Raw genomic sequence first — 26744 nt, forward strand, 5'->3', positions numbered from 1 at the left:
AAGTTATAAGAAAGACTTATCAAGTCACGAATGCGTTGTATTTCACAAACAATGTAAACAAGGCTATAATTTCAACCACAGTTATAAACTTCAAAAATTCTTCGCCTTTATTATATAGCCATAAAATATATTCATAATAGTGGGCTCGGTCATTATAATTAATATTATTTAATAACTTTTAGCCCAAAGCATTATCTCACAAATTGAACTCATGGGACTGCAACCAGATCTCAAGCACCAATAAACCCCAAACATGATAGAAGGTCATACCGTCAAACTGGTTATCCAGCAACATCCGCAACCGGTCGGGAGCGATAAACTGATGCAGACAGAGCTGGCCTGAAGAGGCCTGCTGACGCAGTTGCGTAATCGCACTCTGTTTGGCCTGTTGATTGAACGGATCTATGCTGAAACCCTTTTTCGGCCTGTCGATCCATTCCGCCGGCAAGTAGCGTTTGGCCAACTGGCGCAACAGGAACTTACCCTGTCCTTGTGCAATCAGCTCTGACTGTGCCAAACCTGCGGCAAACTGAGCTACTTCGGTCGACAGGTAGGGCGTGCGGCACTCAAGGCTGTGCAGCATGCTCATTCGATCTACCTTGGCCAATACCAACGGCAGATAATTGGCAATATCGGCCTCACGAAGGCGATTAAGATACGGGCGGCTATCCATATCGATACGCCTGCGCAGCGCCATCAAGTGATCACCAGTACCGGACGGAATGCGACCGAACAACTGTTCCAACTGGCGATCGGCATACAGCAAGATGCGACCAGAGTAGTACTCCCGCCCAAGATGCCAGCTACGCGCCTGCATCTGTTGCTCTCTGCCCTCGGCGGCGACCAGTGTCTGCAGGTAACGGCCATAACCGCCAAACAGCTCATCCCCCCCGTCACCCGTAATCGCGACGGTGACCTGCTGACGAGCAAGCTGCGAGACCATATAAGTTGGCACACAGGAAGTATCAGCATTGGGCTCATCCATGCGCCGCGCCAGATCACCTACCTGTTCAACAAAAGCCTCTGGACGAAGCAGCTGTTCGGTGTGCTCGGTTCCGAGGAAATCGGCAAAAGCCCGAGCCTCCTCATGTTCGCTCTCCGGCGCCTGTTCAAAACCGATGGAGAAGGTGCGGATCGGCCGTTGCAAACGACGGGTGATCAGGGCCACCGCCGTCGAGGAGTCGACACCACCGGAGAGAAAAGCCCCCACCGGCACATCGGCGACCAAGCGGCGCGATAAAGAACGCAGCAACAGATCCTCAAGCTGGTCAACCTGCTCCTCCAGCGGGCGTGACGGCATATGGTCACCGGCACAGATAAAGTGGAAGTAACGCTCTGCCTGTGAGACAGCCCCTGTCACGGCACGCATCAAGTGCCCCGGCAGCAACTTTCTGGCGTGTTGATACAGGGTGCGTTCCCCGACGGGGTGCTGGAAAGCCAGATAATGGGCGACTGTATCAACCGTAATGCGGGCAGGGAATCCTGGCACCAGGGTCAAAGCCGCCAGCTCGGAGGCAAAGACCAACAAACCGTCAAACTCGGCATAATAGAGTGGCTTCTCGCCAAACGGATCACGCGCCAGCAGCAACTCCCTGCGCTCACGATCATAGTAGGCAAGTGCAAACATCCCCTCGAGCCGGGTCAGAAAGTCAGCACCTTCCCGTACCAGGCCATTGACCAATACCTCGGTATCAGAATGGCCAGTAAATGATATGCCGGCGTCTTTAAGACGCCCCCCCAACTGAAGATGGTTGTAGATCTCCCCATTAAATACGATACAGGCTCGTTGCTGTGCATCATGCATTGGTTGATGCCCGGCAGGCGATACATCCAGAATACTCAATCGACAATGTGCCAGAACACAGCGTCCGTCATCCGACTCCCAAAGCCCCCGGTCGTCAGGCCCTCGATAGGTCATCGCCTCCGCCATTCTATTAGCCTGCTGTTTCAACCACGCAGGATCATGTTGACCATGAATACTCATTATTCCGGCTATACCACACATTTTATAACTCCCTAAAGGTAAGCCAACACATGATGTCACGCATGAGACATCATAGAATAATCAACTATCATGCGATGGCTTTTCAAGAACGAATAGCACACCAGCGACTTCCAAATCCTCCCATCCCAGTGATGCATACTCATCTGCGAAATCGACAGAGACTTCCTGAATATGCTCTCTATCATTCTTCATATATTTATCTTCAGCAACAATCCTGAAGCCACATTGTAAAAATATCTGTCGATAATCACTATAACGCAGCTGATTACCATGTAAAAAGTGGCCAGCATCACCATAATGGTCACGCCACTCTGACTTGCCTATTGTCAGGAAATCAAGTGGTCGTGAAAAATCCCGGTGGTCTCGGAGGTCAATCCAGTGAAAAGCAAAACCACCTGATGCTAATAGCTCAAATGTCTTGGCTACGAATGAATGAATATCTACAACATGCTCCATTACGGCACACGAATAGCATACATCATATTTTTCATCATCATTGAAATCTTCAAGCTTTATCTCAGGGAAGTAATTTAGTCTAGTGCCATGATGATCATGAAGATGGAATGATTCAACATCATCATTAAATACAATACCATCATTTACCTTACATGGGACATTGAAAAGCCCCATTAAATCTTTAATCATTGAAACATGTTCATTGAAAGGATATTTCCCGCTTAGTCCCGGGAATGGTTCGATCGCGGTCCACTCCCCTCCCCATCGTAATAGACTATATATCTCCACCCCAAGGGAATGACCAGAACCTATATGTAAAAATCGATTTACCGGCTTTGAAATATATTGTTTACGGCATTTCTCGAAATTATTACCAAGTGATATGTGATAAAAAACACTGCCACTGGTGTTTTTACTTCCTATTATCTCATCCACGAGCTCACGTCCAATTAGCCCTTTCACTTCCTGCTTCTCTCGATCTTTTTTTTCACTTTCCTCATCATAAGGAAAGGGTAAATATAAATCATCCAACCCCAATTTGACGAGTTGAGCACAGATATCTGAGACATGCCTCTGAAGACAAGAGAGAATAATAAAACTTGGCTTATATAGATGAATTTCATCAGGAGAGATAATAGGAAGCTCACCCTTAAACTGACCATGTAAATTTTCGTTATTATCAGCAATAGCCAATATTGAAAATCGTTTAGGAAGTCTTTTTATAAATGAATCACAAACTTCACCAGCACCGAACAAGATAACATCCATATTCCGTCTCCGATTTATTTTTTATTAGTCAGTGCCAGTGTTTTTTCAGCAAGTATACGTGGTGAATAATGCTCACTCATCTTTTCCACCAAACCAACTGATGTTTTCTCTCCACTCCCCATTAATAATGACACTATCTTTTCAACCATCAAACCCCATTCCCCATAGGGAATCAAGTCACAAGAAAACTCTGTCAGTACAGTTTCTCTATTTCCTGGAATATCTGTCGCTACAACAGGACAACCAAGTGCCTGTGCTTCCAAAATAACATTAGACATTCCCTCATGACTGGAGGTGGAAATGAGCAGGCTCGCACAACTTAACCATTCAAAAATATTATCTTTCACACCCACGACATGAATGTTATCGCGGCACGGCTGCTGCGCAATGCAAGCAAGGACCTCTGAGCGCAATGGTCCATCACCGATTAAAATTGCATGGGTTTGAGGAAGTTTGGCAATGACAGAAGCGACAACCTCTATAAAGCGACATGGGGACTTTTCCGGAGACAGTCGCATTATCCCCATCAATATTGGGGCCGATAAATGAATATCTAACTGCTGTAAAGGCTCTTGTCCCTCAACCCGCTTGGCCATGACCGCATTTTTCACTACGGGGATGCTCGATTCAGGCAAATTTAGCCAGCGAGCATACGACTGCGCCCCTGCCATGGAGTTAACACTCAAAACGATTCCTGGCAACTCGGTCATCAGACGATAGTAAGCTGCCAACCTCGACTCATCATAAACGGCCAGGTATTCAGGAAACTCTGAGGGTGCAACACTCCTTCCAGAGATAATGATCTGTTCTACTCCCGCGAAAATTGCGGCCATAGAAGCAATGACATTACCGTCTTCTAGATAGGCGATAACCAGTTTGGGCTGAACACGTTGCATATAGTCATAGGCAGTGAGAATGCCGTGAAGCAGTCCGGGCTCAAAGAAGGGTGCCAATTGATTAGCCAACTGGTAGCTATTTTCCTCCTGCTCCAAGTTCGGCCAGCACTCACGGGCAGAAGGCACGAAGTAGAGCTCTACACCATGAGTACGCAAAAGCGCCTCCCAGTGATTAACCTCCAACCCCTTATTCTTCACCGAGATCAAATGCACTTCCCATCCCTGCTGGCGCAATCCGATGGCCAGCAATACCATCTGCCGCTCAGCACCGCCTTTGACCAAGGAGTGGATATATAGCACGACACGCTGCACTACTTGGGGCAGCCGATGTGCTCGACGCTCGCGGATCAACCGCTCAAGCTTTTGCTGCAACATCGCCGATGGCTGGCAGGTTGCCTCAACATAGGGAGTGATATAGGGATAGTCGCCATAATGACCTAGTTGCTCGATAATCTGCCCACCGAATTGCTGTAAATCTGAAAAGATGACAATGACCACCTCCTCTACTGGGTAATTATTAAGCAGTTCTGGCCCTACAATCGGAATGCCACAGGCGAACTGACCGACTTGAGGACCGTTAAGACCATCGATGATGGCGACGAATGGATAAGGGGATTGGAGCACATGATAATAAAGATTTCCCGCCACCCCCCAGGCAATCGCCTTGCGTTTCCCGGACAGCAGTTCCTGATGCAATAACGCATCAAAAGGCAGGGCATGTTTCATCGACAGATCCAGCATGTGTCGGTTTCCTTGGAATTCAATTCAATGACAATATGGTCACATCTTGGCTGGATATAGTCGCAAAGATGTCTCGTTTTATTTCGTCCACAAAGGAGGCGGACGCGACAATCAGTACAGAACCAGATGGAATTGAGCACTCGGATAATGATATAACGTCATATCCCATCACTTGGTAGTGTCCAAAGTTGGCTTTTTTATCGATCACGGTACGGATACGGATGCTTTTTTTAATCAGTTCAGGTGCCAGACACTCAAAGAATTCTCCCGCCCCATACACTATGACTTCGGTGGCATGTTGACTTTGCATCAATTCCAGAAGTCTATCGATCGCTTGGGCATGCTTATAACGTGCATCGCGTAAGCCGACAAAATCCATCATCAAATCAGGATCCAGCCGACTCAGGGAACCTTGTGGCCAAGCCAACCAACGCTCACCATAAGACATGTTTTTACTGAACTTGCGATAGAAGGTTTCTATTCCTTCTGAGTGGATCCGCGCCAACCCGGAGGAATTAATAACCTTGTAACTACGCTCCGAGCCAAAGTTGTCTTCATGAACCAGATTACCAAGATAGTGCACCTCGCTCGATACCGGACACTCGACCAGACGCTCCATCATGCGTAAAAAAGAGATGCGCTCACTCAAATCGGATTCGGCGATGCCCAGCGACTGGTCCCATAACTGATAGGCATTAACTCCAGCCTCAAAACTCCGGATATTTTGCTGATGCTGGACACTGTAGCGAACCTCTGCCTGTCGCGGCACAACTTTCCCTTCCGCTGTGCGCCGATACCCCAGTGTGCTCCCTTCCAAACCAACGAGAACAATTTCAAAAATCTCTGGTGAACGGGCAATCTTCTTGATCCCCTTTATGGTATCGTTACGCACCGGAATAAAGGCACTGATCGGCGTGATAACGGAGTTTTTGCTGCCTCTATGGTTACAGTAGAGCAACAGACTGCTCATTGGCTGTTGCAACATGGCCTTGCTAATTTGAGAGGGAATCGTCCCACCGCCACCCAAGTCGACTAGCAGATAGGGAGCATCTCCCGTCAAGCCAACAAAATAATCTCGCATGTCCAGCCTGCTTTGCTGAATACTGCTCTTGATCTGCTCGATATTTTGCTCAAACACTTCAGCCATCAGTTGCAGACCATCTTGCCCATCGATGGCAATTTGATCCAAAAGCGCCAGTGGCGTGTCAAGAAAGGATGCCAACCTGACATCCTGAACACCAAATTCATTGAAAAAGTCACGAACGGTGTAATTGCGGCGCATCAAGGTCTGGGAAACAGCCTCTTCCACTTGGCTATCATCTATCGCGGGCAAATAGGTTGCCTTGCGTGAGGCATAACAGGTCTGACAGCGTATATCTGGGTACTGCTGTGATTGAAAATCGACCTGGCGGTTGATACAGGCAGCAAAGATCCCGCCCTCTCGCATCAGCGACAAAATGTTTTTTACCTGCAGTCGTTTGGCTGACTGCAGAACCCACTTGGCAAATGCCGTCAGGACGGGTCCAAGGATGAAGGCGCCATATGTGTAGAAAAATTGCTCCTCCTCGGAAAGCTGTTGTGGCATCGACAGGACGGCCAGCTTCCTGGCATGTTGCATGGTCGATGGCACATTTACCCGATAAACTTTCTCGTTTTCCAACACCTCAGACAGATTCTCTGGGATATCAAAATGCAATGAAGCCAAACCATGTTGCCGTGCCGACTGCACATCAGCCCTGGGATTGTCACCGATATGCAAAACTTGCTCTGGTTTCAGCTTTATCTGAGTAATTACATGGCTAAAGAGAGCGCCACTCTGCTTGGTCAACCCAACACTTGATGAAACAAACAGATAATTATAAGAAATTTCAGGGCATTTTTCTGAAATACAGTCGCGCAAAAAAACTTCTGGCAAATACATGTCGGAAATAAAAACAATCAGTTTATTTTTACGTTGTGCACGTACCAAAACCTCTTGAATAATCGGGTCTGGATAAAGAACTTCTCGTTCTACTTTCAGCTCTTCAACTTTAAGCACCGCCTTAATTTCATCACTAAAAGGCAGCTGTTCAAAAATATCGTCAAAACTAATTTCTTCACCTGAAATTAGTTTGCGAGCACGAGCTTCAGCCTCGAGGCGGCAAAATCTATAATCTTCTGCCTCAATTGGCAGATTAAGACCTCTATTTAGCAACCGTCTCGCTGCTTCCTCAAAAACCCACGAGGGTTCATCACATGCACGACGCAATAATGTATCAAAAACATCCAATGAAATATGTGTTATTTTATCAATGCAAAGATACTGATCAAGAGCAGTTAGAAACTGGCTATTTTCTAGTAAATCACGCAACTCGGGAGACATCACCGCATAATGACTCATATATACCTACACATGCATCAAAATAAAAGAAATCACATAAAAGCATTCACACTCAAAAACTCGAATACTTTTGCGGAATGAACATATCTATCTCTGCAATAGATTATATTCATTACTTATTTAAAACGGCAAAACAGGCATCGGAAACCAATCGAGAGAAATTGTTCAGCGCGTTATCCACTGCATCATCCATATCGAAATAGCGATACTCGGCAAGGCGGCCCAAAGCAATCAGTTGCGGGAACTCGGCCAATTCATCGCGGCAAGTCTGATAATGCTGTTTGGCTGCATCGGTAAACAGCGGGTAGTAAGGCTCCAGCCCCTGCCCGGCCACATAGGTGCAGGGGTATTCATAAACGATGCTGGTGCCGGGATGTTGCTGCCCCGTCAGATGCTTGAATTCAGTGATGCGGGTATAGGCCTCTTCATTCGGATAATTGACCGTGGTCACCGGCTGAAATTGAGCTTGCGGCAGATGACAGTGCTCAAAGCGCAGTGAACGGTACGGCAAGCCGTCGTGCCCCGCCGGCATCAGCTGATCCAGCATCCCCGTATAGACCAAGGGCCCGGCAAAGGGCACGCCATCCAGCAGTATCCGTTTCTGTTGCCAATCCAGACAGACGCGGGACCCCATGGGAATGGATAGCCTCACCTCAATCAAGGGGTTCGCCAAGATGCGCTCGAACATGGCGGTATAACCCTGCGCGGGCACCGCCTGCCAGGGATCAATAAAGTAACGGTCATCACGATTGACGACAACCGGCACGCGCGCAGTGACCTCGGGCGAGACCTGCTCTGGCGATACACCCCACTGCTTGCTGGTGTAGTTGACGAAGGCTCGCTCATAGATGAACTGGGCCAGCTCAGCCAGCAGAGGCTCAGCTTCCTGCCGCAGTGCCATGATGGGCACTCTGGCCCCCTCACCAAATCTGGCCTGAAGGGCCTCAATCATGGCCGCTGCCTTCTCCGCCGGAAAGCAGCGTTCAATGCTGGTCAGGTTGAACGGGATGGGCACCAACTGACCATCTATCCGTGACAGCACGCGATGCTCATAAGACAACCACTCGGTGAACTGCGACAGGTAATCCCAGACTTCCTGCTTGTCGGTATGGAACAGGTGTGGCCCATAACGATGGATCAGCACGCCGTGCTCGTCATACGCGTCGAAGCAGTTACCCCCGAGATGATCGCGCTGTTCCAGCACCAGCACCTTCCAGCCAAGCTGGCTGGCCATTCGTTCAGCCATGACGGCACCCGAAAGCCCAGCGCCGATGACGATCGCCTGATAGCTCACGCTCTATCTCCAAACAGTTGCTGCATGACACGCGCGGGATGGGCCCGCTCTGCCCATGCCAACTGATGTCGTTCGTCGAAGAACCAACCCGGGGCTAGCCTTGCCACAGCATCGACCGACTGCTCGATAAGCTGAGTGAAGCGCACGACATCATCCTGCCGCAAAAAGTAGAGCGCGGCAGAGTAGTAGTGATGGGCACGCCCCTGAGCAATGATCACGGGATCAGCACCGAATGCCGCCGCATTGTCACAGGCACGCAGCAAATCGCGCAGCGACTGTTCACGACGTTCAGCCGATTTGCGGGTTTGCCCGCCAAAGCTCTGGGTATGGAAGCGATAGCGGCCCAATAATTCGGGGATAAAATCCAGCGTCCCCGGATTGTGGGAGAGGTTCAAGATATGCCAGGGATAATCGAGGATGATCTTGCACCCCTCATCGATAGCGTTCTCCATCCCTTCATAACGGCGAAACATAATGGAACTGGCATTGACGAACACCCCGAAGCGGATTAATGCCTCCCGCGTCATCACTAGTTCGAGATAGCGAGCATTGTAATAATCGCGGGTGAAGAGCTTGATCCGAGCATCGGTCTCATCATCAAACATCTCCGCTTCGTGGTAGCAAAGGGTGCAACCGGAATGCGCGTCCAGATAATCGGCCTGACGCTGCAGCTTGCCCGGCAGGGCCAGATCATCCCCGTCGACATAGGCGATATATTCGCCGTTCGCCTCTCTCAACAAGCGTTTCTGGGTTTTAGCCAACCCCATATTTTGCGCGTTCTGTAGTGCCCGTAGCCGAGGCCACTGTAACGCCAACCGCTGCATAATGGCCCAGGAGTCATCGCTCGAGCCGTCATCAATGGCGATCACCTCGAATTCGAAATTCGTTTTTTGTTCCAGCAGGCTAAGTAGGCAAGGTTCAATGAAGCGCCCGAGGTTGTATACCGGCACCAGTACGCTGATTTTCATAAGGAAACCCAGGGTTTGAGTAAAAAAGAAGCAAAACAAAGAAAATGGACAAGGCTACCGCACGGTCTCTGTCAACCTTTCCTGCCCTTCATCACAATAATTACTGCAAGAGCTGTGCCTGACCAAGCTAATTGATTGATATGACTTGATTTATGTGACCTGGCATCCACTATTCAATGCGGGCAAGCCGACGGCTGCAGGCGGCTAGCATGTCGATGCCGTCCCAGAGCCATTCGAATGCCAGCGCCTGTCCCGGACTTGCCACCCTATCGATACGACAACCTGGCGATACCAGGAGCGCATGCTCAAGCTGCGTTTTATCCGGGCCAGCCCAGACACAGGTCTGCATATCCCAAGGCTGTAGCAGCAACTCATCAAGGTTATCGGCAACAAATTCGGCGACTGTACCTCCTCCGATGTGTGCAAGCCGCAAAGAGGCGGTGGGAGTCAATAAGGTGACGCCAGAAAAGGTGTCCAGCTGCATCTGGCCATCATGGGCGACATTTTGTTGACTATTGATAAGGCGTTCCATCATCAGGGAGGGATTATCTGCAAATGGGGCGAAGATCCCTTCGAGCAGACGACGGCGCAACGTGCTGGCGGGAGTGCCCAACCAGCAAATCGTAGTGGGTGAGGCGCAGGCTTGTTGATTGAAACGGGTAAAGTCTTGTTGCAAAGCCGCGACCACTTGCCGCCACGCAGCAGCATCCAGGTTGGCGAGCCATTGGCTATCCAACACCGCCATGGAGCGACGATCCGGAAACACAATTTCCTGAGCGCGGGGTGAAAGCGGAATAGCCCGTACCCGACCGATGGTTTCATCACCGCCCCAAATGATGCGAAGGCGGCACCGGGCCGACAGCCAGGCGGTGACGCGTTCGTCATGGTCATAGCGGATAAAACGGGTACGCGAGGCAATCTCTTGCCACTCGGGCAGAGAGAAAAGCTCGTTCAGGATGGTCAGCATGGCCTCTTGCACCGGGTCGATGCGCGATGAGAGACGTACCACGGACCCATTGCCCATCAGTAGCGCCATGATCCAGGAGTAGAACGCGACGGTCGGCACGTTGGAGGGTACCAGATGAAAAACCATCCCCAAGGGTGCGCGCCCTGCCATGCGTTTGCGCTGTACCTCAATCTGGCGTGGCCGCAACCAAAAACCAAAGGCGGCCAGATCCGGATTCGCTCGTCCCTCCTGCTGCAGACGTGCAGAGAGCGCAGCCACAAAGTCGCAGATGACGGGCGCAAAGCTTGGCAACGGGCGAATGACAAAACCTTGCCAACCGCAGACGGGAGCCACGAAAGCGACCTCTGGCCCCGCTTGCCACATGACATCTTCTACATCTGATCGGCTCACTGGAAAGTGTCGCTGCATCCCCTCACCTCGGCGCCTTGCTGACGTCCTGATACATGGAAATAACGGCCACGACGGCCGCAGGGGCAATCATCCTCCCCCAGCAGCACACCAAGATCCTCGCTGAGCAAACTGTGGCCGGGATAACTTTGGGGAATGGCGGAGATCACCTGCAACAAGCCTGGCTGGCCGACCCCGAGCGGTCGATGAGTCAGCGGATCCCGCACCAGCAGATCGGCAAAAAGGGGGGCGTGCAGATGGCCATGCTCACACTCGACAAATACCGACCCCACCTGCTCCACCATGCCATAGAAGTTGTGCACCCGACTCAGCCCCAGCTGTTCATGGCAACGTTGCTTGAAAGCCGGATTATCCACCGCGAGGTGTTGCAGTTTTTTCCAGCCACCGCTGTGAAAAAGCGTGCCGTGCGTCAACGGCAGTTGCAGACCTCGCTCACGCAGCGGCTCCAGCAAACATTGCCAGACCATGAAGGTGAAGCCGAACAGCAGGACCGGCTGGCCCGCATATTTGTCACAAAACGCCTCGATGACAGGCCAGTTGGGCCGCATCTGCTCATCGAGGGCATAGGTATGGTCACGGCCAAGGAAGGAGAGCCCCAGCGCACCGGCTCCCCGAGCGGAAAAACCGCTGCGGTTTTGAATCAGGGCGGGTTGCTCCACCAGCAGCATAGGCAGCCGTTGCTTGCCGACGAACTCTTGCAGGATCTTCACCAGCACCTTGCTCTGCAACGCGGCTGTATCCCGATCCAGCACAATGCGTGACGGCGTCCCCGTGGTGCCCGACGAGGTGAGCACCTTGAATACCTCTTCTTGCGGCACGCTCTGCCATTGGGCCAATTTGAACAGGCGGGCGGCCAGATAGGGAAGCTCTTGGTAGGTCGAGGCCTGACCCCAGCCAAACGCCGACAGAATATTGGCAAAAGCTGGACACCCCTGCCCATGGCGCTGCGTCAATTCATTCAGGCGAGCAAGGAGCAGCCCACTTTTTTCCTGTTGGGGCAGCCCAAAAACCGGCGCATCAAACAGCTTGTTCATAGTTGCTCCAGCTCTGTTAACAGGGCCGGATAATCAATCTTCATATTGCTGCGTCGTGGCAAATGGTGTTGGTAGATACGCACGCTTGATGGTGGCACCATCAGCCAGCGGGCCACCTCCAGCTGTAGTGCGTCACAGGGGCACGCGTCTGCCTCGATGGCTACCAACAGGCGATCATCGCGGCCGGTCGCGGCGCAGGAATAGCCCCTCCCCTGCAACCAGGCTTCCAATTCAGCCAAGCTCACCCGTTTGCCAAACAGCTTCAGGAAACGGTTGAGCCGTCCGGTCAGATAGAATCGGCCCGCCTCATCACAACGAGCCAGATCGCCAGTAAAGAGCGCATCCATATCACGCCCCCGAGCCAGATCTTCAGGGCGCTCCGCATAGCCCAGCATCACGTTTGGCCCTTGGTAGACTAACTCCCCTTCCCCGTCGGGAAAGCCGGGCTCATGACGCAGAGAGAGACGCCCGCCCGGTACGGCACGGCCGATGGCATCCGGGGCAATCATCACTTCATCGTGTGCCAACCAGGCGATGCGCGGTGCCGCTTCGGTCTGGCCATACATCACGAAAAAACGGCGTTCCAGTGCAGCGGCCTGCTCGGCAAACTGTTTTGCCAGTGCTGGCTCAAGTCGTCCTCCGGCCTGGGTCAGGGTCATCAGACTGGGATAGCGGGCCCAGTCAAAACGCAAGCGGTTTAGCATCTGAAAGGTAAAGGGTACCCCCGCCACACTGGTGACCTGGTGGCGATTGACCTCATCCCAGAAGTGGCGCTCAAGGGGACTGGCAGTGCATGAAACCAGCGAGGCGCCAACCAAAAGATGGCTGTTAAGTACCGACATCCCGAAGGAGTAAAAAAGTGGCAACGAGGTGATGGCTCGCTCACGCCCGTTCAGCGCCAGATATTCGGCGATGGCCGTGGCATTGGCATCAAGATTGGTTCGCGACAATCGCACCCATTTGCAGGAGCCGGTACTGCCCGATGTCGGCAGCAGCATGGCCAGCTCAGGGTGAAGCGAGGGCGCATCGCCAAGATGCGCAACTGCCCCATCTTCCAATACCCGCAGGCTGACACCAAAGCGCTGGCACTGCTCATGGTGCAACCGGGCATCCTGTGCAGGATCGGCCAGCATGATGGCGTGGCCATCACGCAGGGCCAGCAAGTAGTGCAGCAGATGCAGGGTAGACGTCACAAATGGCAGGTAGACCAAATGGCGGCCAGCAGGATAGGTGGTGGCCAACTGCGCCACACGCCGAGCCAGCTCACCATAACTGAGCCACCCCTCTTGCGGGTCTCGCCAGGCGGGCTCGTCAATGTCGTCAACCAGATGGGTCAGCAAATCAGGCCGGTTCAAATCACCATCCCCCCATCGACCCCAATCACCTGCCCGGTCACATAGCTCGACAAGTCGGACGCGAGAAACAGGGCCACTTTGGCCACTTCATCTGGCGTGCCAATCCGTCCCATGGCGATGCTGGCCACCCGCTCGGCAAACTTCTCTTCCGGGATAGCGTGCGCCATATCGGTATCAATAAAACCCGGGGCAATCGCATTGACCCGGATCTGGCTGGCAGCCAGCTCCTTGGCCAGTGACTGGGTAATACCGATCACCGCCGCCTTGCTACCGGCATAGCTGCTGAGCCCCGCCGCCCCCACCTGCCCCATCAGGGAGGCGAGATTGATGATGCTGCCACCACCGCTGCGTTGCATCAGGCGGACGGCATACTGGCTGCAGTAGATCACGCTAAAGGTATTGTTGCTGAATGTCTTTTGCAGATGGGTCTGGTTCGCCATTCCCAATAACGCCTCTTCCAGCATGCCGGCATTGTTGACCAACACGTCCAGCTGACGAGTCTGAGCAAACAGCTGCTGAAAAGCCTGCTTGACCGCCGACGGATCAGCCACATCAAAACAGAGAGGCTGGCAAGGCACGCCAAACTCGGTACCAATCGCGGTCACCAGCTGGCTCATGGTCACCTCATCACGGCCTCCCAGCCACAGTTCAGCCCCCTGAGAGGCAAACTGGCGGGCGATGGCAAGACCGATGCCACGCCCGGCACCGGTGATCAACACCCGCTTGCCCTGCAACAGCCCCTGCATCAGAAAGCGACTCCATACTTGGCCAGGATCTCGCGCGCCTTGCCGACCGAACTCATGTCGATAATGTCATCGGTGTCGAGCAGCACGCCGTAGTTATCCTCCAACTGGGCAATCAGCCCCATGTGGGCGACAGAATCCCACTGCGGGATACTGTTGTAGGCCAGCCCATCGCTGACGCTGCCGATATCGAGACCCAGCGCCTCGGCAAAAACCTGTTCCAATGCGATTGTCATCTGAAAAATCTCCGTAGCCGCTCACGGGCGGCATAATAATTCGCCGGCAGCAGTTCCAATGCAAAAAATCCATTCTCTTGCCCAACTTGGCGATAACCCAGTTGTTCATTCAAGCGCAGGGCAGAGCGATTGTTCTCCCGAACCAGGGTGCGGATACAACCGATGTGCAACTCATCAAAACCCTGATCAAGCTGGGATAAGGCAGCAGCAATCGCCAACATGGGATGCCGCACGGTCGAGTTGCCCAGATAGAGTCCCGCATCGGCAATCGCCTGACCCTGCAGCTTGCCCTGGCACTCACCTTTCAGATTGACGTAACCCGCTCGCACGCCCTTGCACCAGAGCGCCCAGTGCAGCTGATCCTGTCGCTCACGGGTGGCGGCGAACCATTGGCGCTGTTGCCGTGGCGAAATACGCGTCTGGGATACCATCTGCATTCGCACCTCATCCTGATTGCGCCAACGTCGCAAGGCAGGAAGATCCCACGGCTCTATCGGGCGTAACTCAACGCCATAGCTCATCTTAAACGCCATCCACTTTTAATGACCTGTCTCTCTTATCGACCACACTGCTGCCATTCCGTAGCAAAAATCGATAATACAAGCAGAAAAACCAGTATAATATCAAAAATAATCAAAGAGTTGTCATCGATTATCCTGGCTTTGGCCAGTCATTGATCCAGCGGAGAGAGCCCATCATGGCCATCGCCATTATCCCGGCCCGGGGTGGCAGCAAACGCATTCCACGCAAGAATATCCGCCCCTTCTGCGGCCAGCCCATGCTCGCCTATGCCATCCAGGCGGCGCAGAAATCTGGCTGTTTCAGCAAGGTGGTGGTCTCCACCGATGATGAGGAGATTGCCAAGGTCGCTCGTCAACTGGGCGCGGAAGTACCATTTCTGCGGCCAGCCAGTCTCGCCGATGATCACACAGGTACCACCCCTGTGGTGATCGACACTATCCAGCGGCTCGACCAGCTCGGCATCCAGGCAGAGCACTACTGCTGCATCTATGCCACTGTCCCGCTTATTCAAGCCGATGACTTGAAGGCCGCCCATCAGCGACTGATCGCAAGTAATGCTCCCTTTGTCTACACCGTGGCCGAATTCGGCTTCCCTATCCAGCGCGCCGTGCGCATGGATGAGCAGGGCCGGGTCACCCCCTTCTGGCCAGAACAGATGGCGAAACGCTCTCAGGATCTGGAGCCTGCCTATCAGGATGCCGGCCAGTTCTACTGGGGCAGCCGCGCGGCCTGGTTGGGAGGGATCAGCCCGGTGGGGGGAGAAGGGATTGGCCACATATTGCCGCGACACAGGGTGGTCGATATCGATACACAGGAAGATTGGCACCTGGCCGAACTTCTCTATCAAGTGCTGGCCCAAGATGACGTTTAAGGTTGCCTTCCGGCTCGACGCTGGCGCCGAGATTGGGCTGGGTCATCTGATGCGCTGTCTGGCCATCGCCGACCGGCTGAAAACGGCTGGCGCCGAGTGCCACTTTCTCTGCTATCAACTACCGACTCACCTGCTGCCACTGCTGCAAGCCCACCAACATCACCCTCTTTGCGCTCTGGACGACGCAGGCCCCTTGCCCACCTTGCGTCCGGAGTGGCTGGTATGTGATCACTACCAGATTGATCGGCAAATCGAGCAGACACTGGCAAGTCACTGTGGTCAGTTGCTGGTGATCGACGATCTGGCCGATCGCCCTCATCATGGTCAGTTGCTGCTGGATCAGGGGCCGCTGCGCAGCACAGCCGATTACCAGTCTCTCGTCCCTGCTGACTGTCGGCTGCTGCTGGGCACCGACTATGCCCTGCTGCGCCCTGCCTATCGCCAGCTAGCACGCCAAAAGGCCAGCCGGTGGCGACATGGCCTCATCTGCTTTGGTGGTGCCGATCCGGCCGGAGCCTGCCTCATCACCCTCAACACGCTGGCTCGACTGCCATGGGCTAAAACCGTCAGCTGGACTCTGGTAGCCGGTGGGGCAAATCCTTTCTGGCCCGAGCTGGAGCAGAGAGTGGCCGAGCTGGCCAACCTCGGTTTGGTGCTGCTGCGCCAGAGCGACCAGATGGCCGACCTGATGAGCCGGCACGACTTCGCCATCGGTGCTGCGGGGGGCATGACCTGGGAGCGAGCCTGTCTCGGCCTGCCGACCCTGACGGTGCCCATCGTCGACAATCAGCAGTTCAACGACGATGTGATCGCCCGCTTCCAGCTGGCTGAGCGGCTGACCCTGAGCGAGCTGGCCGAACCTGAGCGGCTGCTGCAAGCCCTGCACCGGCTTGAGCAACAGTCAGACGACTACCGCCGCCGCGGGCAGCAGCAGGTGGACGGGCTGGGGCTGGATCGCCTCACCGCCTGGCTGCTGCCACAACCCGATTATCAACTGTCACCGGATGGCCAACAGTGGCAACTACGCCATGATGACCAACTGCTGCTCACCCTGATTCTGGACGGTCAGCATCTGACATGGCAGGCCGCCCGGCCACTTCAACCACTGGTGTGGCAAGAGCTGGCACATCGCTTGCAGACAATTTTCTCCCAATTTCCCCTCTATCTTGCCGAGCCACCGCAGATAGCGCCCCCTGCCCCTTGGCAGCCGGCGCCGCAAGGCTGGCAACTTGGCACAGGAATCTGAACACAGATGCAGATCGATCATCGCCCCATCAACCAGGAACAGGCCCCCTATGTGATTGCCGAACTGTCGGCCAACCACAATGGCAATCTGGACCGCGCCCTGGCCATTATGACCGCCGCCAAAGCAGCGGGTGCCAGCGCCGTCAAACTGCAAACCTACCGCCCGGATACCATCACCCTCAAAAGTGATCGACCGGAATTTCAGATCCACGGCGGTTTGTGGGATGGCCACAGCCTCTACGATCTTTATGAGTGGGCGCACACCCCCTGGGAATGGCACCAAGCGCTGTTTGCCAAAGGGCGCGAGCTGGGGCTGACTGTCTTTAGCAGCCCGTTCGATTTCAGTGCGGTGGACTTGCTTGAATCACTGGACTGCCCGGCCTACAAGATCGCCTCCTTCGAGCTGGTGGATCTGCCCCTCATTCGCTACGCCGCCCAGACCGGCAAGCCGCTTATCATGTCCACCGGCATGGCGAACGAGGCCGAGATCTCCGCCGCGGTCGATATTGCGCTCAAGCATGGCAACGGCCAGCTGGCCCTGCTGCACTGTGTCAGCGGCTATCCGGCGCCGGCAGCCGAGTACAACCTGCGTACCATCCCCATGTTGCGCCAGCGCTTCGGGGTCGAGGTGGGGCTCTCCGATCACACCCTCGGCTCTGCCACCGCCATCGCCGCCACCGCGCTCGGGGCGACCCTCATCGAGAAACACTTCACCCTGGCCCGCGCCGACGGCGGACCGGATTGCGCCTTCTCCATGGAACCGGCCGAGCTCACCGAGCTGGTGGCCTCGGTCAATACCGCCCATGCCGCCCTTGGGGTGGCTGACTACCAGCTCACCGCCAGTGAACAGGGTAACCGTGCATTTCGCCGCTCCCTCTATCTGGTCAAGGAGATGGCCGCCGGCGAGCAGCTCACCGCAGCGCATATCAAGTCGGTGCGCCCCGCCCTCGGCCTGCCCCCGGCCGATTACGATCGGCTCATCGGCAAGCGGGTCAACCGCAGCCTGAGTGCCAATCAACCGCTGAGCTGGGAGTGGATAGACAACGATGAGTGATGATCTCTTCAACCAGCACGGTAGGCTCATCAGCCAGCGCTGGCCCGCCCTCTGGCCCCGCTTGCTGGCACAGGACGTTGAAAGCCTGCCGGCCGAGCTGACCGAAGGTCTCGGCTCCACCCTCAGCCTCCACGGCATACAGCTCACCAGCCGGCACGACCGGGTGAAGGAAGCCGAGCTGCAGGCCGCCAGCCTGCCCGAGCAGCCGGTGCTGCACCTCTACGGCACCGGGCTCGGCGATCTGCCGCGCACCCTGCTGGGGCGCAGTGGCCTCAAGCGGCTGGAAGTGAAGATCATGAATGGCGCCCTGTTTGCCCTTGTACTGCGGCTGCTAGACCAGCAGGACTGGCTGACGGACCCCAGGGTCGAGCTGATGATGGCCGGCGACGAAGGGGAGGTGCGGCTGCCCTTCTTCGCCCTGCCGCCCGAGCTGCTGCTGGTGGAAGATGCTGCCGCCCGCATCCGCGACCGGCTGGTGAGTGAAATCGATTTGCCGTTCGCCCGGGCCAGGTTCGACGCCGAGCACCCCGACATCACCCGGCGGCTGGCGGAAAACCGCGATCTGCTGGCCGGCGACGGCGATGTGGCCTCCCTGTTCGGTCTGGCTCAGGGCAAGCAGGCGCTGATCGTGGCGAGTGGCCCAACCCTGCAGCACAACCTGGCCACCCTGCAGGCCCAGTTGCAGCGCCGTCGGCAGGACTATCTTCTGATTAGCGTCGATACCGCGCTGGCGTTTTTGCTCAGCCACGGTATCCGGCCCGACATCGTCGTCACCATCGATGACGCCATCCACGGCAACCGGCTGCCCGCCGCCCAGTCGGCCCAGACCACCCTGGTCTATTACCCCACGGTTCCCACGGCAGCCCTGCTGGCCTGGCAGGGGCCACGCATGACCGCCTACTCCCGCAGCCCCATGTATCAGCAGCTGCGACAGACGATCCCCAAGGGCGTGCTGCACTCGGGCGGCAGCGTCATTCATCCCGCCGTGGATCTCGCCGTGCAGATGGGTTGCCGCCAGGTCATCCTGCTGGGCACTGACTTCGCCTTTCCCGGCGAGCTCACCCACTCGGGCTGGGCCGACGGTGCGCTCGGCCCCAGCGCCGCGCTGGCCCTCAGCTGGGCCCTCGACGGCCATGGCCGGCGGGTCAAGACCAATCCAAACTTTTCCGCCTACCGCACCGAGCTCGAGCGCTACATAGCGCGCCACACCGATGTGCAGTTCTGGAACTGCAGCCGGGAAGGGGCGGAAATCGCCGGCTGCCGCTATCACCCGGAGTACGTGCAATGAAAAACGGCCAGATCACCCGCCTCACCGCCCTGGCGCACCAGTTTCGGCTGGGGCAGTCGGTTGCAGCGAGTCAGGCATTGCCGGAACTGCTGCAAGAGGTGCTCACCGAGCAGGGCAACCTGCCACCCGGACTGGTAGCCGCACTGCTGCAGTGCCAGGAGCGCCAGGACTGGCTGGGGCTGGCCGATTACCTCGAATATGAAGTGGTGCACTGCCTGTCGACCCCGGCCGGCGACACCACCACAGGAGACCACTGATGATCAAGGCCATTTCCAACGCCTCCGAGCAGGAGCTGTCACGCCGCCAGACCTTCAGCGAGTTGCTGCACGCCAGCCCGCTGCCCGCGGCCGAGCTGCAGAACAACCTGGGCCTCTACCTCAAGCGCCAGTCGCTCTCCCGCATCCTGTTCATGCACGAGCTGTATCAGAAGATCGTGCCGGTCCACGGCGTCATCATGGATTTCGGTACCCGCTGGGGTCAGAACCTGGCGCTTTTCTCCTCGTTTCGCGGCATGTATGAGCCCTACAACTACAACCGCAAGTTGGTGGGATTCGATACCTTCAGCGGCTTCCCTTCCCACGCTCCGCAAGATGGCAGCGACGCCGCCATCCAGCCCGGTGCCTACGGGGTGACGCCGGGCTATGAGCAGCATCTGGCCCAACTGCTCGCCGCCCATGAGGCGGAAAGCCCGCTGGACCATATCGTCAAGCATGAGCTGGTGAAGGGGGATGTGACCGAGACGCTGCCGGCCTATCTGGCTCGTCAGCCGGAAACAATGATAGCGCTGGCCTATTTTGACTTTGATCTCTACGAGCCGACCCGCCGCTGCCTCGAGCTCATCAAGCCGCACCTGACCAAGGGGTCGGTGCTGGCATTCGATGAGCTCAACTGGCCCGCCTTTCCGGGGGAGACTCTGGCCCTCAAGGAGGTGCTGGGGCTGGATCGCTACGCCATCCGTCGCACCCCGCACAACCCGGGACCAGCCTATCTGGTGATCGAGTAGTCCGGTTGCGGGCTGAGACGACGCAGCAGCCCGGCCTCCAGCAGCATCCGCGCCAGCGGCTCCACCCGCCAGAACGGCGCCCCTATGGTCTCGGCGATCTCGAACAGGGTCAGCTTGCCGTCGCTGTAGGCCAGCAGATTCATCATCTCCCTCACTTGCCAGCCCGAATAGCGGGTCGACAAATCCGGGTAGAGCCCCCGCTTGCCGAGCTGGGGTTCACCCAGCACAGTGACCTCGCAGCGCTCGTCCAGCTCCAGACACTCGATGGCACGGCGCAGCGCCATGAAGCCGCCGGCCAGACCGGCCGACGTCACCAGCGAGAGGTCATCGAGCGAGGTGTGGTACTCGGCATAACAGCCGTATCGACTGCGCATCACAGAAGTGACCGGCAGATCGATGCCGGGCGCGCACAGCTGCCGCTCGTTGGATCCCCGCTCCAGGAAGCTGTAAGCCTTGTAGCCCGGCGCCAGATGACCCAGCACATGGCGACCGATGCGATCCGCCAACGTGTTGCCCTGGCGTGAGGGCAGGAAGGAGTAGCTGCGGTCATCGCCAAGACAGGTCAGGTTGAAGCCGGCCAAGGTGCGCTGCTTGAGCTGGTCCAGATGACGGGAGAGATAGACGATGGCCCCCAGGGTTTCAGGCACCAGCATCAGCCGGTAGCTGTAGCGACGTGTGGGCAGTGACGCAAGCCAGGCCATCAGGAATACACCGACACAGGGGCCGGAGAGCTCGTTGTTGGCCATGGAGGGGTGGCAGGTGTAGCTCGACAGCAGGATCTCCTGCTCGCTCTCCCCCGGCAGCACCCAGTCACCATAGGTGAGCGAGCCCGGGGCCAGGGTGGCATCGATCACCACCTGATATTCTCCCTCCGGCAGCGCTTCACGCAGCCGATGGGGCAGACAGAAGCCCCAGCGGCGCTTGTAGTAGGAGGTCACATAGGGAATGGCATCCGGCTGCTCGGGCAGAGAGTGGAGATGGGGCTGCAGCTCGGCAAGCGAGAGGGTGCAGCGCACCGGCTCCGAGTAACCGACCAGATGCAGGTTGTGATCCTGGAAGTCCACCACTCTGCGTCCATCCGGCCCCACTATGTAGGCTTCCCGCACGTTCCACTCGTCAGGCACTGTCCAGTCGAAGCACTCGGTGCCGCTGGCCACTTCATGGATCCGCAGCTCGGGCAGGCAGTGCTCGCGCCACAGGGCCAGCGACTGCCGAACCCCGTCCCCGGTCAGGCTGCGATTGAGCGGAAACAGCAGGGTGAGCAGCCGATGCAGCTGTTCACCGACTTGTGCCTGGTCGTCCCAGTCGGTGGGCAGATAGCCGCTCTTGGGTGAAAAACTCATGGGGTGGGTGCCTCGATCAATTCGACAATGTGGCCAAGGGGGCTCAGGAAAAACTGGACGTGGGCGCCGCCAAACGCGATGGCTGGCTGGCTGGGCCCGAGGGGAAGATGACGCTGGGCCCGCAGTTTTTCGGCAGCCATTGCCAGGTCTGCCACCTCATAGGCCAGATGATTGAGCAGGTTATGACGGGTTCGTAGCGCCTGACTGACGGGGCTATCATCACTGGCAGGTGCAATCAGTTCATAGCAAATCCCCGCATCATCATAGGCAAAACAGATATGCACCCGCTGCAACGGATCGAGCACCGGCTCGCTAAAGCGGGAAAGCCCGAGGGTCTCGCAACAATAACGTACGCCAAGATCCAGTTCGGCCACCACCAGTCCAATATGGTGCAGTTTCATCTCCCCTCCCTGATAAGCGCATGGGGATGGACAGCGATCAGCTCTTTTGCCACCGCGGCAAAGTCGGCGCAGCGAACGGCCCAGACTGGTAAACGGCCAAATAACCCCTGGTGCCATTTGTCCTGATTTTTAAGGGCTTCAACCAGACGGGAAAGATCTATCTCGCTGGCCAGATCGAGTCTTCGCACAAAGTAGTCACAATGCCAGGGGCGCACCATTCCCTGCTCGCGGACATCACCCTCAAAGCGTTTCATAAAGCGATAATCGACACCTAGTTGCTGCTCGACATAGTGGGTGAAGGTAATGCGATCGGGATGACAGGCAAAACCGGCAATCCAGCCATCGTGAGCCGCCAACCAGGCGAAGGGGCTCTCTTCACCAAAGCAGTCATGACCCCCTGCTGCAACCACCTGGTCACGCCCCGCGCCCCATACCGCAACGCTGAAGATGGGATCGCGGGTCCGCGCAACCCCTGGCAGAGTGCGAAACTGCTCCGTCATCAACCCGACTTCACTGGGGGATGTCGCCCTGTCGAAACAGCTCTGGCGAGTCAGGCTATACGTGAATGTTGGCACCAGCAGAGTGCCCTCGTTTCCAAGCCACTCCTGCATCCCCAACCAAAAAGCATGCATGCCGGCTTCATTGCCCCGTCCAGGAAACTGGGCCACAGCCATGGCGTCAGTGTGAACCATGATAGCGCTCCCTCGTGCGATCCCAAGGGAGCCAAGAACATGAGAGAGAGCTTCAATCACAGCACAAGACCACGCCGCAACAGCGCATCACGAATGTCCTGAAGTTGCTTCATCTTCGCCAGCTCTTCAGGCTCGAAGCGTACCGAGAACGTCTGCTCAACCAGCAGCAGAAAATTGAAATGACCAAGCGAATCCCATTCCGGAAAGGCCCCAAGTCCCAACTGATAGTCGCCTCGCGTGACGGTTGCAGAAGGAAACTGCTGTTCCAACAAAGTGAAGAGATCAGTCATGGTGATAAAACTCCAAAAAAGGCAAATTCAGCTGTTCGAGCGCCAGACTATGGTAATGCTCATGGGAAAAACGGGCGGGATCCGGATTATCACAGGGGGTCAACGGCAGGGATGCCAACCATGTCAGCGCAGGTTCATTACGTGCACAACGATTCGAGCCAATAACCAGACGCTCGATCCCCGCCTCGCGCAATGCAGCCGAGACGCTATCCAGTAACCAATATTCGAGTCCTCTGGACAACACTCTGCAACTCAGAGCCAGCGTATCGAGCAATGCCAGTTTGGGCGTGATGTTTATGATCAGCACCAAGCCAACCAAGCCATGATCGGCAAAGCGATCCTGCAACGACACTAGCCAGCACCAGCCAGACTGCGCCAGCCGTTTGAGCTCGCTCGCCTCATATCGCAGACAGGAGAGATTAAACTGGTTGGTTTTATGGATGATCTGCTCGGCACGAGCAAGGTTATCCACCGCCAACGGCTGTATCGCCGCACGCAACGACAAGGAGGCGAGAAAATGTTGTTCACTGCCAACCTCGCTACGTAACCGGGCGGCGTCTGCCAATGCCAGATAGGAGGCTTGACGAAGAGCATCATCACCACTGAATATGCGCGAGAACCCCCCATAAGTGAGCAAGGTTGTAGGCCATGCCCAAATATCTGCTGGTGGTTCAATGACATCGACTTGTGGCAGGGCATGGCGAACTTCAGCCCTTTCCAGGGGGGAATCATCCCAGAAGACCAAGGCCTCAAGCCCCAGATTGAGGCTGGCAGCAATATGTCGCAAACCTTGAGATTTAGAGCCCCAACCAATGGCAGATGCTGCAATATTTCGCCTTTTGAGTCTCATGGCGCCATGCTGCTCAAACACCAGCCAAACATCTGCAGGCTCGTTTTTAGAGCACAATGCCAACAACACGCCGCGCTGATACCAGTAGAGCGCCGCATCCTGAAACGACTGATAGAGTTTGCCGAGACCGTCCTGACCAAGGTAAAGGCCAGTCAACCCCTCTTCACCCACTACCCCCCCCCACAGGGTATTGTCACAATCGAGCACCAGCACCTTGCGTATTGGCGCCTGATCAAGCATCCAACGCGCGGCAATCCAGTCGGCAAGGCTGGTCAAGCCGTGCATCGAGAGAGGACAAGAAAGAAGGTAACGATTACGCTCGTCCACACAATGGGCTCGCCCCTGCTCAGAGAGCCAGCGACCCAGCCCCAAATCCCTAATGTGGTGACGTGCAAGCGCTCGGGTAAAGCAGACATCCAGCTGCATCATCCAGGGATGAAGAGCGCTACTCACACCACCGCCTTGCAGTGAACAGGCACCAAGATAAAGATGAGGGAGCCCCCGCAGTGGCGAGAGCAATGCTTCCAACCAGGTGTCGATGGTCTCGGACAATGCGGGTTCAGCCAAGGTGTACCAATGCTGGCATTCGCTGTCGGTCAGCAGTTGCTCCCAAAACCAGAGCACCAGATGTCCGTCACAAGCGGCCATCGGCTGCCATTGACCTTGAGGGCAAAATTGCAACTGTGCATGTCGGGCCAAAGGAGCCCATGCCACATTACCGGGCATGAGAAATGCGGTGGATGCCAGGGAAAGGGTGGCCATATATGCACCTGAAAGGATTAAATACTTCTATATCATACTGTTAGGGAATGGAGATGAACAGAGTCATCCCCATCCGATTCAAGGACTAGCGCTTGAACACATCCAGGCCGGTAAAATAGGTGGTATCATGGCCATCGAACGCATCGGCATACATCACTTTGCTATCCTCGAAGAATAACTCCAGAATTGCCTGCGCCTCTTTTATCTTGCCCGCCAGCACCTCGGGTTCTGCTGTCACCTGCGCCATCATTAGGCTGATGATATTGGCGTAGAAATAGTTAATTGAACCAATCAACACACGATAGAGATGTGATTCGCGGCTCATCAGCAGATAGAGCAGATAGTCGTGATGGCGTTGCATCATGGCCAATACCGCATTGTGTTCACAGGCTACCTGGCGCCAGTCATCGCGCAACTTGTCTACCAGCTCAACGAACAGCGGCACCTGCAATGCAGCAGCGAAATCAACGCTGCTCATGTCAAAGGACTGGAAACAAGTGGCCATCACTTCATCCATGAGCGGGATTTTGTCGAGTACCGGCCATTCAGGTTGCAACGATTCAACACGACGAGGGATTGCCCCTTCTATATAAGCGCCGTCACTACTGTTGACGCACTGCATCTCGGGATAATCACGCAATACACTGGCCATATTGTGAATGGCTAGCCCAAACAGATGATTGATACGCACTTCGTCGCCAAAGTTACCCGGTGCCGGGAAAGTATCCTTTAAATTTTCCTCGTATTTCGCCTCTTGCTTGTCGTTGTAATAGAGACTCAGGCTGGAGTGATGCTGTCCGGCTGTTTTATAGCCATTGTCGATACCAAACAAATACACCTGCTTGAAACCAAGCAAGGCCGCATAATTGAGGCCGGTATTGCCGACGAACGGGTTGGAAAATTCAATGGTATCGTACTCAAATGCCTGACCAAACGCGCTAATCAGCATGGAGAACATCGGCTCGTTGGGCTTGAACGCCAACCCTGTTTTACGAAAGAAGCGCTTGCATTCAGGGTGAATGACATCAACGCTCAGAAACACGGTGTCCTTGATAAAGTCATCGGCATTGAGAATGCTCAGAAAATCGGCTGAGCTCTTGGTGCGCTCCACTGCAACGTAGATATCCGGTTTTACGCCAGCTTTGTAGAGTGCACTGACCGCAGTACCGCAGGCGATAATGATTGCCTGCTGCTGATGCTGCCGGATGAACTCGATGCTCTGATCCAGCGAGGGGCCATTGCCAACCACAAAGACAGGGATCTGCTCGAAGGCACGGCTATCGCGCCACCGTTTCAGAAAGGGGGTGCCGTCTTGCAGATGGGTGTGGCTATGGGCAAGTGCATAGATGTTGTCATCAAAGAACCCCCACCCCGTTTTGAGCAGATAGAACTCCCTTTCCACCTGTGTTATCAAGGCGTGCAGCTTGGGGGAATGGTAATGACAGAACGAGAAATAGCTTGCCGACCAGAATGCCCCCTTGCGATGCAGCGCCTCCATCATGTCAGCGACCAGCAATCGCTCGTCAACACCGATAAAGAGGTGCAGACTGATCGACTCCTCCTCCATGTAGGCGAGCAGCTGATGCCAATCAAAACAGAAGAGCGAGGCGTAAAACATGTCAAGATCAGGCTCGAAAGCAAACAGATTCTTGATCTTGCACTGTTCATACAAGCAACCGAGCTGGTAGCCCAAACCAATGCCATACATCAGTGCCAGAGGAATATCGGTATGTAATGCTGCCTTTAGACGCAACCCTTCCAGAGCTGACTTCTCTTTTAATTTGGAGATTTCATTGTTGTATTTGATATGGATTTGGCCATCGATATACCACTGGGGCACAAAATCGATGCACTGCAAGACACTGTGTTCAATGACCTCGGCAATCTGCGACTGAACCTCGCTAAATGGATCATCCCCATAAAGCGAGATACCCTCGTCGAGCCACAGAATATTGGGAACGCCGTTTTCATTACAGAAGAAACGAAAAGGCCTGGCAGGCTGGTACTCCTTGAAAAAGTCATGAATGGCGGGCATGTATTTGGCAAACGCAGCCATATTGAGTTCATAACGAACGGGGAGTACTTCCAGCATGGCGGCCTCCTGCTGCTTTTGCAGAGCCAGGCGTGCCAGTTCACTTTCTACATCATGAATCTTGTGATGGATATCCATGT

At 55.3% G+C, this 26744-nt stretch carries 24 protein-coding genes; 6 read left to right on the forward strand and 18 right to left on the reverse strand.

Annotation, left to right across the window (positions count from 1 at the left end; translation table 11 throughout):
* Window positions 1-196 precede the first annotated feature (196 nt).
* From asnB to G5168_RS09185, 12 genes are all read right to left on the reverse strand, one after another.
* On the reverse strand, window positions 197-2005 hold the full coding sequence (gene asnB / locus G5168_RS09130; RefSeq protein WP_129505123.1) for an asparagine synthase (glutamine-hydrolyzing): 1809 nt from the start codon (window positions 2003-2005) through the stop codon (window positions 197-199).
* A gap of 60 nt (window positions 2006-2065) precedes the next feature.
* On the reverse strand, window positions 2066-3229 hold the full coding sequence (locus G5168_RS09135; protein WP_421252109.1) for a hypothetical protein: 1164 nt from the start codon (window positions 3227-3229) through the stop codon (window positions 2066-2068).
* 14 nt (window positions 3230-3243) lie between these two features.
* The gene (locus tag G5168_RS09140) at window positions 3244-4866 is read right to left on the reverse strand and encodes a glycosyltransferase (protein WP_216953985.1); all 1623 of its coding nucleotides are present in this window, start codon (window positions 4864-4866) and stop codon (window positions 3244-3246) included.
* Window positions 4867-4885: 19 nt separating this feature from the next.
* The gene (locus G5168_RS09145) at window positions 4886-7246 is read right to left on the reverse strand and encodes an HAD family hydrolase (protein ID WP_421204702.1); all 2361 of its coding nucleotides are present in this window, start codon (window positions 7244-7246) and stop codon (window positions 4886-4888) included.
* A gap of 112 nt (window positions 7247-7358) precedes the next feature.
* Complete coding sequence (gene glf, locus G5168_RS09150) at window positions 7359-8540, reverse strand: UDP-galactopyranose mutase (RefSeq protein ID WP_216953989.1); 1182 nt, start codon at window positions 8538-8540, stop codon at window positions 7359-7361.
* Entirely contained in the window at window positions 8537-9508 is a 972-nt protein-coding gene (locus G5168_RS09155; protein WP_227340783.1) for a glycosyltransferase family 2 protein, read from the reverse strand. The genes glf and G5168_RS09155 overlap by 4 nt, the downstream gene beginning before the upstream one ends.
* Before the next feature lie 169 nt (window positions 9509-9677).
* Window positions 9678-10883 (reverse strand): acyl-CoA reductase, encoded by a 1206-nt coding sequence (locus G5168_RS09160; RefSeq protein ID WP_421252110.1) that lies wholly within the window; start codon window positions 10881-10883, stop codon window positions 9678-9680.
* Window positions 10862-11917 (reverse strand): acyl-protein synthetase, encoded by a 1056-nt coding sequence (locus G5168_RS09165; RefSeq protein ID WP_421252111.1) that lies wholly within the window; start codon window positions 11915-11917, stop codon window positions 10862-10864. The genes G5168_RS09160 and G5168_RS09165 overlap by 22 nt, the downstream gene beginning before the upstream one ends.
* Entirely contained in the window at window positions 11914-13272 is a 1359-nt protein-coding gene (locus G5168_RS09170; RefSeq protein ID WP_421173047.1) for an AMP-binding protein, read from the reverse strand. The genes G5168_RS09165 and G5168_RS09170 overlap by 4 nt, the downstream gene beginning before the upstream one ends.
* Window positions 13269-14018: an SDR family NAD(P)-dependent oxidoreductase gene (locus G5168_RS09175; RefSeq protein ID WP_421249891.1), complete on the reverse strand. Its 750-nt coding sequence runs from the start codon at window positions 14016-14018 to the stop codon at window positions 13269-13271. Before G5168_RS09175 ends, G5168_RS09170 begins: the two co-directional genes overlap by 4 nt.
* A complete protein-coding gene (locus tag G5168_RS09180; protein WP_021230851.1) occupies window positions 14018-14251 on the reverse strand; it encodes an acyl carrier protein in 234 nt (77 codons plus the stop codon). The genes G5168_RS09175 and G5168_RS09180 overlap by 1 nt, the downstream gene beginning before the upstream one ends.
* Window positions 14248-14784: a GNAT family N-acetyltransferase gene (locus tag G5168_RS09185; protein WP_323912163.1), complete on the reverse strand. Its 537-nt coding sequence runs from the start codon at window positions 14782-14784 to the stop codon at window positions 14248-14250. Before G5168_RS09185 ends, G5168_RS09180 begins: the two co-directional genes overlap by 4 nt.
* A gap of 164 nt (window positions 14785-14948) precedes the next feature.
* On the opposite strand from G5168_RS09185, the gene pseF reads away from it, so the two are divergent.
* The 6 genes from pseF to G5168_RS09215 are packed head-to-tail and all read left to right on the forward strand — an operon-like array spanning window position 14949 to window position 20234.
* The gene (gene pseF / locus G5168_RS09190) at window positions 14949-15644 is read left to right on the forward strand and encodes a pseudaminic acid cytidylyltransferase (RefSeq protein ID WP_421252112.1); all 696 of its coding nucleotides are present in this window, start codon (window positions 14949-14951) and stop codon (window positions 15642-15644) included.
* Complete coding sequence (gene pseG / locus G5168_RS09195; RefSeq protein WP_323912166.1) at window positions 15634-16890, forward strand: UDP-2,4-diacetamido-2,4,6-trideoxy-beta-L-altropyranose hydrolase; 1257 nt, start codon at window positions 15634-15636, stop codon at window positions 16888-16890. Before pseF ends, pseG begins: the two co-directional genes overlap by 11 nt.
* Window positions 16891-16896: 6 nt before the next feature.
* Entirely contained in the window at window positions 16897-17943 is a 1047-nt protein-coding gene (gene pseI / locus G5168_RS09200) for a pseudaminic acid synthase (RefSeq protein WP_421249889.1), read from the forward strand.
* A complete protein-coding gene (locus tag G5168_RS09205; RefSeq protein WP_421252113.1) occupies window positions 17936-19231 on the forward strand; it encodes a motility associated factor glycosyltransferase family protein in 1296 nt (431 codons plus the stop codon). Before pseI ends, G5168_RS09205 begins: the two co-directional genes overlap by 8 nt.
* On the forward strand, window positions 19228-19488 hold the full coding sequence (locus G5168_RS09210; protein WP_010635733.1) for a hypothetical protein: 261 nt from the start codon (window positions 19228-19230) through the stop codon (window positions 19486-19488). Before G5168_RS09205 ends, G5168_RS09210 begins: the two co-directional genes overlap by 4 nt.
* Window positions 19488-20234 (forward strand): crotonobetainyl-CoA--carnitine CoA-transferase, encoded by a 747-nt coding sequence (locus G5168_RS09215; protein WP_005306746.1) that lies wholly within the window; start codon window positions 19488-19490, stop codon window positions 20232-20234. Before G5168_RS09210 ends, G5168_RS09215 begins: the two co-directional genes overlap by 1 nt.
* Here the strand turns inward: G5168_RS09215 and G5168_RS09220 are convergent.
* From G5168_RS09220 to G5168_RS09245, 6 genes are all read right to left on the reverse strand, one after another.
* Window positions 20216-21577: a DUF4910 domain-containing protein gene (locus G5168_RS09220; RefSeq protein WP_227340793.1), complete on the reverse strand. Its 1362-nt coding sequence runs from the start codon at window positions 21575-21577 to the stop codon at window positions 20216-20218. The two genes, G5168_RS09215 and G5168_RS09220, sit on opposite strands and share 19 nt — an antisense overlap.
* Window positions 21574-21978: a VOC family protein gene (locus tag G5168_RS09225; protein WP_005346679.1), complete on the reverse strand. Its 405-nt coding sequence runs from the start codon at window positions 21976-21978 to the stop codon at window positions 21574-21576. The genes G5168_RS09220 and G5168_RS09225 overlap by 4 nt, the downstream gene beginning before the upstream one ends.
* Entirely contained in the window at window positions 21975-22730 is a 756-nt protein-coding gene (locus tag G5168_RS09230; RefSeq protein WP_408082949.1) for an AAC(3) family N-acetyltransferase, read from the reverse strand. Before G5168_RS09230 ends, G5168_RS09225 begins: the two co-directional genes overlap by 4 nt.
* Entirely contained in the window at window positions 22727-22960 is a 234-nt protein-coding gene (locus tag G5168_RS09235) for an acyl carrier protein (RefSeq protein ID WP_227340795.1), read from the reverse strand. Before G5168_RS09235 ends, G5168_RS09230 begins: the two co-directional genes overlap by 4 nt.
* Window positions 22953-24572 carry an HAD-IIIC family phosphatase gene (locus G5168_RS09240; RefSeq protein WP_421173044.1) on the reverse strand — a complete coding sequence of 540 codons (1620 nt, stop codon included), beginning with the start codon at window positions 24570-24572 and terminating at the stop codon, window positions 22953-22955. Before G5168_RS09240 ends, G5168_RS09235 begins: the two co-directional genes overlap by 8 nt.
* Window positions 24573-24657: 85 nt before the next feature.
* On the reverse strand, window positions 24658-26742 hold the full coding sequence (locus G5168_RS09245) for a 6-hydroxymethylpterin diphosphokinase MptE-like protein (protein WP_421173043.1): 2085 nt from the start codon (window positions 26740-26742) through the stop codon (window positions 24658-24660).
* Window positions 26743-26744: the final 2 nt, after the last annotated feature.

The organism is Aeromonas sp. 600724, assembly GCF_049175135.1.
Taxonomy (GTDB): Bacteria; Pseudomonadota; Gammaproteobacteria; order Enterobacterales; family Aeromonadaceae; genus Aeromonas; species Aeromonas veronii_A.